Origin of the sequence: Cohnella abietis, from assembly GCF_004295585.1 — a bacterium.
In the GTDB taxonomy this organism is placed as follows: Bacteria; Bacillota; Bacilli; order Paenibacillales; family Paenibacillaceae; genus Cohnella; species Cohnella abietis.
This window is the reverse complement of sequence record NZ_AP019400.1, coordinates 2,630,175-2,637,500: the sequence shown is the minus strand read 5'-3', so window position 1 is coordinate 2,637,500 and position 7,326 is coordinate 2,630,175. Positions and strand designations below refer to the sequence as shown.

8 protein-coding genes (1 of these 8 cut by a window edge) are annotated in these 7,326 nt (G+C 48.0%); all 8 read right to left on the bottom strand.

All coding sequences use genetic code 11. The annotated features are described in order from the left end of the window. On the bottom strand, positions 1-748 hold the 5' portion of the coding sequence (locus KCTCHS21_RS11085; RefSeq protein ID WP_130607684.1) for an aldo/keto reductase. 233 nt of this gene lie to the left of the window's left edge; the window shows 748 of its 981 coding nt (coding positions 1-748); it begins with the start codon at positions 746-748; the stop codon falls past the left edge of the window. Positions 749-767: 19 nt separating this feature from the next. Next, positions 768-1,358, bottom strand: a complete 591-nt coding sequence (locus KCTCHS21_RS11080) for a glucose-6-phosphate isomerase (RefSeq protein ID WP_179952670.1) — start codon at positions 1,356-1,358, stop codon at positions 768-770. A gap of 23 nt (positions 1,359-1,381) precedes the next feature. Beyond that, positions 1,382-2,323, bottom strand: a complete 942-nt coding sequence (locus KCTCHS21_RS11075; RefSeq protein WP_130607682.1) for a shikimate dehydrogenase family protein — start codon at positions 2,321-2,323, stop codon at positions 1,382-1,384. A gap of 27 nt (positions 2,324-2,350) precedes the next feature. Further along, positions 2,351-3,304: a phosphoglycerate dehydrogenase gene (locus KCTCHS21_RS11070; RefSeq protein WP_130607680.1), complete on the bottom strand. Its 954-nt coding sequence runs from the start codon at positions 3,302-3,304 to the stop codon at positions 2,351-2,353. Between the two features lie 125 nt (positions 3,305-3,429). Continuing rightward, positions 3,430-4,431, bottom strand: a complete 1,002-nt coding sequence (locus KCTCHS21_RS11065) for an SMP-30/gluconolactonase/LRE family protein (protein WP_130607678.1) — start codon at positions 4,429-4,431, stop codon at positions 3,430-3,432. A gap of 18 nt (positions 4,432-4,449) precedes the next feature. Next, positions 4,450-5,496 (bottom strand): zinc-dependent alcohol dehydrogenase, encoded by a 1,047-nt coding sequence (locus tag KCTCHS21_RS11060; protein ID WP_130607676.1) that lies wholly within the window; start codon positions 5,494-5,496, stop codon positions 4,450-4,452. Between the two features lie 44 nt (positions 5,497-5,540). Continuing rightward, entirely contained in the window at positions 5,541-6,371 is an 831-nt protein-coding gene (locus tag KCTCHS21_RS11055; protein WP_232058161.1) for a carbohydrate ABC transporter permease, read from the bottom strand. Further along, entirely contained in the window at positions 6,368-7,285 is a 918-nt protein-coding gene (locus KCTCHS21_RS11050; protein WP_130607674.1) for a carbohydrate ABC transporter permease, read from the bottom strand. Before KCTCHS21_RS11050 ends, KCTCHS21_RS11055 begins: the two co-directional genes overlap by 4 nt. Between the last annotated feature and the right edge of the window lie 41 nt (positions 7,286-7,326).

Below are 7,326 nucleotides of genomic sequence, written 5' to 3'. Positions count from 1 at the left end.
CAAGCTGACTACGGTGCTTCTCGATTAGCTCCTTCTGACGCTCAGTCCGTCCTGCGCCAGACGATTTCAACGCCCTGCCGCCTAGCAAGCCTCCGTCAAGAGGACTCCAAGCGACGACGCCAAGTCCGAGATCGCGAGCAGCAGGCAATACCTCTAGCTCAGGAATCCGGTTCAGAAGGCTGTATTTATGCTGTTCGCACACGAGCCCCATGAACTTCCGCTCTTTCGCAGCTGCTTGCGCTTTAACTAGCTGCCAACCAGCAAAATTACTAGAGCCAACATAATCAACCTTACCCTGACGGACAACGGTTTCGAATGCTTCCCACAATTCTTCCCACGGTGTGCGGCGATCAATGTGATGCATTTTGTACAGCTCAACATGATCCGTCTGCAGTCTCCGAAGAGAGCCTTCAAGGTGACGGCGGATTTTGTACAGTGATAAGCCCTTAACATCGTTCGGACCATCAACAGGATTGGAGATGGGCTCGAACACCTTCGTTGCAAGCACAACCTTCTCCCTGCGCTGTCCACCTTGAGCGAACCAGCGACCGATGATTGTCTCCGTCAAGCCAGCATTTTCTCCCCAGCCATAGATGTTAGCCGTATCAAAGAAATTGATGCCCGCATCCAGCGCTTCATCCATAATGCGGAAAGATTCCGCCTCGTCCGTGTCGACTCCGAAATTCATCGTTCCCAAGCAAAGCTTACTTACTCGAAGGCCCGTTCTTCCTAGAAAAGTATATTCCATCTGTTATTTATCCCCTCGCTTACGCTTTCCAGCGCTCGTTGTCGATCACTTCCGGTTTACCGTCGCGCTCTACGACGCATTTGCGATAGCCCTTCGTCTCAATTGTACCGTAGTCGTGTCCAGCATCTGCCCGGAATACGAAAAACGTAACAAGAGGCTCGTTACCACTATTAATGCTACGGTGTGCGTAACGAGGAGGAACGTAAACTGCCGCACCGGGGCGAAACTCCTCGATTCGTACATCCCCTTCAGGGTTTTCCATGAGCATAAAGCCCTGTCCGGACAAACAATAATATACTTCGCCTGTTTCTAGAATCGTATGAAAATGACCTTTGGTCATGTAATACTCTTCGCCTACTTTGCCCGGATACACGATACTCGTGCCGAACAGTAGCTCACCTGGATCATGAGGAAGACTAAGCTCGTAAAATTCGTAAACGACAGGGTCACCATTAGCTACGTCGCTATCAAAAGCAGCTTTATCGGTATACATCCCCTTCATCTGGGACAAAAGACGCTTTGTAGAAGGTCTGCTAGGCGACATGCCGCTCTTCAGATCGAAAATTTCAGTAAATGGGATTGTTGCTTTGCCTTGGCTGCTGTTATTCATGTATGTGTTCCCCTTTCGATCCTTTAGCGAGTAAGCGCGGATAATCGAGCAATTTGCTCAAAACGATCCGTGGTCATATCTAGATGGAACACTTCGGCGATAACCTGTGTCCAGCCGTGTAAGAAGTAAATCCAGCCGTCCTCTACTGTCAGCTCGCTGCCTTCAGCCGCTATGAATGCTTGCTTCATGAAATCAAGCTCTCCACGATAATTCAATTCCCATACGAGGCTCTTTTTCGGAAATACAGCTGTATCTGTTAGAGGGGAGCCGGGGCGATCCTTGCCTAAGCCCGTCGCATTAACAATCAAGGAATTCGGCTTAACGCCGCTCATTGCCTTATCGTTGTCTTCAGCACCCGGTGTTAAATAAAAGTCCGCCTTCACGTCCGGTCTAAGTGTCCGAACAATCCGTTCGATTTCCTTCAGCCTTGGCTCGCTGCGGTTCGTGACCACGATACGAGAAGGAATATCTTTACCATGCTTTTCTTCCAGAAGCGCGGAGCAGATCGCAATAGCACTACCGCCTGCACCCATAACAAACAATTCTCCACCATGCTGTTCCCAAAAGCCTTGAGGCACGAAGGCTTCCATCGACATCCCGCTTGTGATCGGATCTTTCGCATGGCCAATGAGCTTGCCGTTCTCCTTCGAGATGGAGGAAAGCTCTCCGAACATAGTCGCGTAAGGATCTAGCTCATCGAACAAATCCTTGGCAGCGTCATACAAATCAATTTTATGCGTAGTTACTAGCGCACCCATGGACAGCTCATCGTCCCGGATGAACTCAACAACTTTGCGGTATTCCTCGGGATCGGCATGAATGCCAATATCTATTCCTTTAATTTCTGCACCTTCGAGTCCAAGGATTGTCGCCCATTCTGGAAATAGCTTCATAATGGACGATTTTCCCGTCGTCACGCCAATGAAATACATCGTCGGGCGGGTCGCTTTGTTAGGTAAAATCATATGAGAATCTCTCCTTTGGTTCGGTCGTTAAGCCAACGCTTCACTTTGCTCTAGCATATCGAGCAGGTTGATCGTCGAACGTAGGACCATTTTCTCTATAGCTTCATAAGTAAACGCACCCGTATGGGAGGTTAAAATAAATTGATCCAAAGCGACGAGCTTATTACCCGGCTGCGGAGGCTCACTGGAGAAAACATCAACTGCCGCCCCAGAAAGCTTGCCATCTACAAGAGCATCATATAGTGCTTCCTCATCGATAAGCTCCCCACGCGAAGTATTAATGAGTATGGCGGAAGGCTTCATAAGAGCAAGAGTCCGAGCATTAATCAGATGGTAAGTGTCCGGTACTGCGGGTACGTGAAGTGAAATGTAATCTGAGCTAGCGAATAAGGCATCTAAGTCACGAACGAGTCGAATGCCCGGCTGATCCGCGAACGCATCATCCTTCAGGAACGGGTCATACACAGACACGTCCATCTCCAATCCGCGCGCCCGCTTAGCAACCTCAAAGCCGATTTGACCACCGCCGACAATCCCTACAGTTTTACCTGTGAGCTCCCGACCTAGAATACGATCCCAGCTTCCTTGCTTAACCTTCGCACTCATAGCTGGTAAATGACGCGATGCAGCGAAAATAAGTCCGATTGCCAGCTCTGCAACTGATACATTGTTCGTTCCTTGCGCAGCCCGGACCTGAATGCCAAGCTCACCCGCACGCCCAGTGTCAATATTGTCGACACCCATTCCATATTTCGAGACAGCCCGTACATCCTTCAGCTGCTCGAGTACACGTGCAGGCATCGGATCGACTCCAACAATGACGCCAACGACGCCTTCCTTGGCAAGCTCGATGATTTCATCCTCGGTCAGTGTGCGACCAGTTTGGTTTTCAATCGGCTCATACCCTTTGGCGCGCAGCATTTCAAAAGCTTTATCTTTGTAATAATGATAAGATTTCGGAGTTATGAGCACTTTATTCATGTTACTTCCACCTTCCAAATCAGTCCTAATGTCAATTTGTCATGACATATGGATGTAATACGAAGAACAAACGTTTTCTCGCACCTGGCGAGTCGCCGTTCTTCGTAAAAATCGTAGCCTAGCGTCTATGCTAATTTCGACAGATCCAAGAAGGACAGCGTAGCTGGAAGCTCATGCTTCGTATTCACTTTGTCCGGTCCTGTAACTAAGTTGAAGCATGAGACAACAAGTATGCCATTCCATACAACCGGCTCACCAGGTTGATCAAGCTCTCCGTTCAGACCATCTGTATCAGGGCTTTGTGCCAGGCGGGATACTTTACCATCGGGCGTAACCGTACCAATAGCGTTAGCTGAGAAATCAGCAATGTACAGATTGCCAGCTTCATCGAAAATCATGCCGTCCGTGCTTTGAAGCTGAGCCTGATCCTGCGCCCAAACCTCATTGCTGCGTACAGTGCCGTCCTCGTTAGAGACAATACGATGAATAGCTCCATCACCGAAATTACCAACGTAAAGGACTCCGGCTTTATCAAAAACGATACCGTCTGCTCCATACTGGCAATCCAGCTTGTGCGTAAGGAATGTTGTCCAGATGTTAGGATCCTCTAACGTATTTGTAACGACAATATCCTCATCATCCAAAGCGAATTTGTAGACGCAGCTTACGAGCAGCCCGCTTGGATCCTGAACTTTAGTTAGTAGGCTCTGAGTCACGTACAAATAGCCATCTCTAATTCGAATTCCGTTTGGATGCTCCATATCAGAGGCTACAACCGTCGTGCGGACAACTTCGCCTTCCTCGTTGATACGAAGACGCAGGATTCGTCCTTTGAACATAAGCTCAGGCGCTCCAGACCAGCCTTGATTATCACAGACGTACAAGTCACCATCAGGACCGAAAGCGATACCCATTGGATGAGCTTTTCCTGTTTCGGGGTGAAGAGGAACGTCTGCCCATTTCACGGGAACCCGATCTTCTTTGAACCGAAGCAGACAGCCCTGCTTTGTTGGATCTGCGTAGTTAGGACAAGACAGAATTAGACGGCCTTGAGAATCGATTGCAAAAGCATCGGGGGTAACTGCAATATCCTCAGGCAATTTAGCGAACAATTGTGGTGTTATCATATGAAATATACCCCTTTTTTATCCAAAACGGATTATCATTTTTTTGTTAATTCGACCTTTTTCTAAGTAGTCGCCAAGGCCTCCGATATCGGAAAAATCCAGCACATCAGAGATATAGTCAGCTGGGACTAGCTCTCCGGAACGAATCCATGAAATGATCTGATCATGACATTGTGATTCTTCGAGCTTAGATGGCCATTGCAGGAAATGTAGTGACCAGTTATAGGCGGCTTTGCTCCAGTCGAGCTCCATTTTCAGCTCAGAGGATACTCCGTAGCAGCAGATTTTACCGTCATTGCGCACTAGCTTCATGGATTGGGCAAGAACCTCATTCGCTCCAATCGCATCAACCGCGTAATCGACTCCATTTGGAAAAAGCTTGCGAACTTCACTCACAATGTCCGTTTTGCGACTATTGAAAGCATAATCAGCACCCGCATCAAGCGCCTCCTGGAGCTTCTCGTCGCGATTGACGGAAACAACAACAGGGGCCATCCCTAGCAGCTTAGCGAATTTCGCGAAGGTAAGTCCTACCGGTCCGGCTCCGAAAATAACGATACTCTCTCCTGCTTGAAAACCGAACCTGCGGCAAGCGGCGAGGACCTCCCGGAATGTAACAATCATTGCAGCATCGACTACCGGAATATCATCCGGAACAATCTGTTGCGCATAATAAGCCTCGGAGAAAAGAGAATTCCCCGGCCCTTTATCGTCTGCAATCAGTGCCTGTGCATCGCCCACGACGGCGTACTCCGAGAATGCGCCCCAGCCGGAGTGGTACTTCTCTTCTGTCATTCCTTCAACGAAAGGCAGCAGCACCAAGTCTCCGATTTTGAAGCTTTTGACGGCGTTTCCTACCTCGACGACCCGACCGACTCCTTCGTGACCAAGTATGGCCGGATACGAATCGAAGCCTTTGAACTTGCCTTGGATAAGCTTCGTGTCAGTTCCACGGCATAAACCGCAGCTTTCCATCTTCACGAGAGCCTGATATTCATTGTAGGCAGGACGGGTTACTTCAACGACGTCTAGCCCGCCCTTGCCATCCGTGACAAGACTTTTCATGGTGCGGCCTCCTTGGCGGCCTGTTCGTGTTCGCGACTGATCAATTAACCTTTTACCGCGGACGAAGCAAGCCCTTCAATCAAGTTTTTAGAAAAAATAGCGAAGAAAACGAGTACTGGAATTGTTCCAATAGTAAGACCTAGAATCTGTGCAGCGCTATCGGCACGGAATTGTCCAGCCAGCCCACGAATACCGAGCGGAATCGTATAAAGTGAATCCGTGCTCAGGACGATCAGCGGTACGAAGAAGCTGTTCCATGACCAAAGGAAAAACAGAAGACCAAGTGTGATGAATGCAGGACGCAGAAACGGAAGCACGATCTTGAAGAAAATGCTAGTTTCACCGCAACCGTCGATTCTGGCGCTCTCCATAACTTCATCGGGAATCGTACTTCTGGCAAATTGCGTCATCCAGAAGACACCGAAAGCGTTAGCTGCAGGAGGAATGATGAGTGGAAGCAGCGTATCTAGCCAGCCAAACCACCGCATCTCAATAACGAATGCCACAATACCGAATTGCATCGGAATCATCATGGTCAACAAGACGCTTACGAACAGTACATTTTTAAATCGAAATTTGTACTTACCGAAGGCAAACCCAGCAGCAGCGCTAACCAACACGCCCAGTACTGTCGTAGATATCGCTACAATTATACTGTTTTTATAGTAAGCCAGAAAATCTATTGAAAATAATGTCTTAAAGTTTTCACCCAGATAGTTGCCGGGAAGCAGCTTAATACTTGTGTACAGATCATTGGATTGATAGGTGCTCATAATTAACATCGAATAAAACGGATAGAAAGCCATGATGGAAATGACGAGCATAACGAGCAAGCCTATCCACGATCCGGGGGTCATTCTTCTGATGCTTCTCATTCTTCCTCCCCCTTATTCATCATTCTGAACGTTACGAACGATACCATACATATAAAGAGAAAGAGTACGTACGCAATAGCAGATCCATAACCAAACCGTGATAAGCTACCAAATACATTATCATAAATGAGCCAAGTTCCGGTCAAGGCAGAGCCCTCTGGACCACCAATGAGTGAGCTTCCCATTCCTGTAAACAGCATGTAAGGCTCGTCGAAAATTTGGAAGCACCCGATCATTGTCGTCATGACGACGAATAACATAACGGGACGAAGCATTGGCAATGTAATGTAGCGGAATTGCTGTATCTTGGTCGCGCCGTCTAGATCAGATGCCTCGTAAAGCTGGCGGCTGATACCCGTAATCCCTACTAGAAACATAACAGCTGTGTAGCCAAAATATTTCCATACCGTCACCAAGCTAACAACAATTCGAGCTGGTCCCGGTTGGCCAAGCCAGTTGATCTTCTCCTGTGAGACGCCGAGATTTTGGAGCAGTGTATTAACGGTACCAAAATTCCAGTCGAACAGGATACCAAAGATGAGTCCAACTGCTACTGAAGTCGTAATATACGGCAAGAAGTTGATTAGCCTGAAGGCTCCCACGAATGGCACTTTGCCACTAGTCAGCAATACGCTGATAAACAAGGCAATAATGATTTGGGGAGGAATGATCATAATCATGAATATAACTGTGTTGAGCAGCGCGTCGTAGAACCGGCTGTCCTGTAGTACTTCCGCATAGTTACCGAAGCCGATGAAATTAGACGCTCCGTTTAAGCTCCAATCGGTCAAGCTGATATAAAGAGTAAACAAAATGGGAAACAACGAAAAAAGCCCGAAGATCAGAAAAAAAGGAGAAACAAAAAAATAGGGCGCCCACCGTTGCGCTTTGCGCGCCTTTGTCAAAGAATTCATCAAACTCACCTGCTTTCTCTATCCGCTTAGCTTTCACAAGA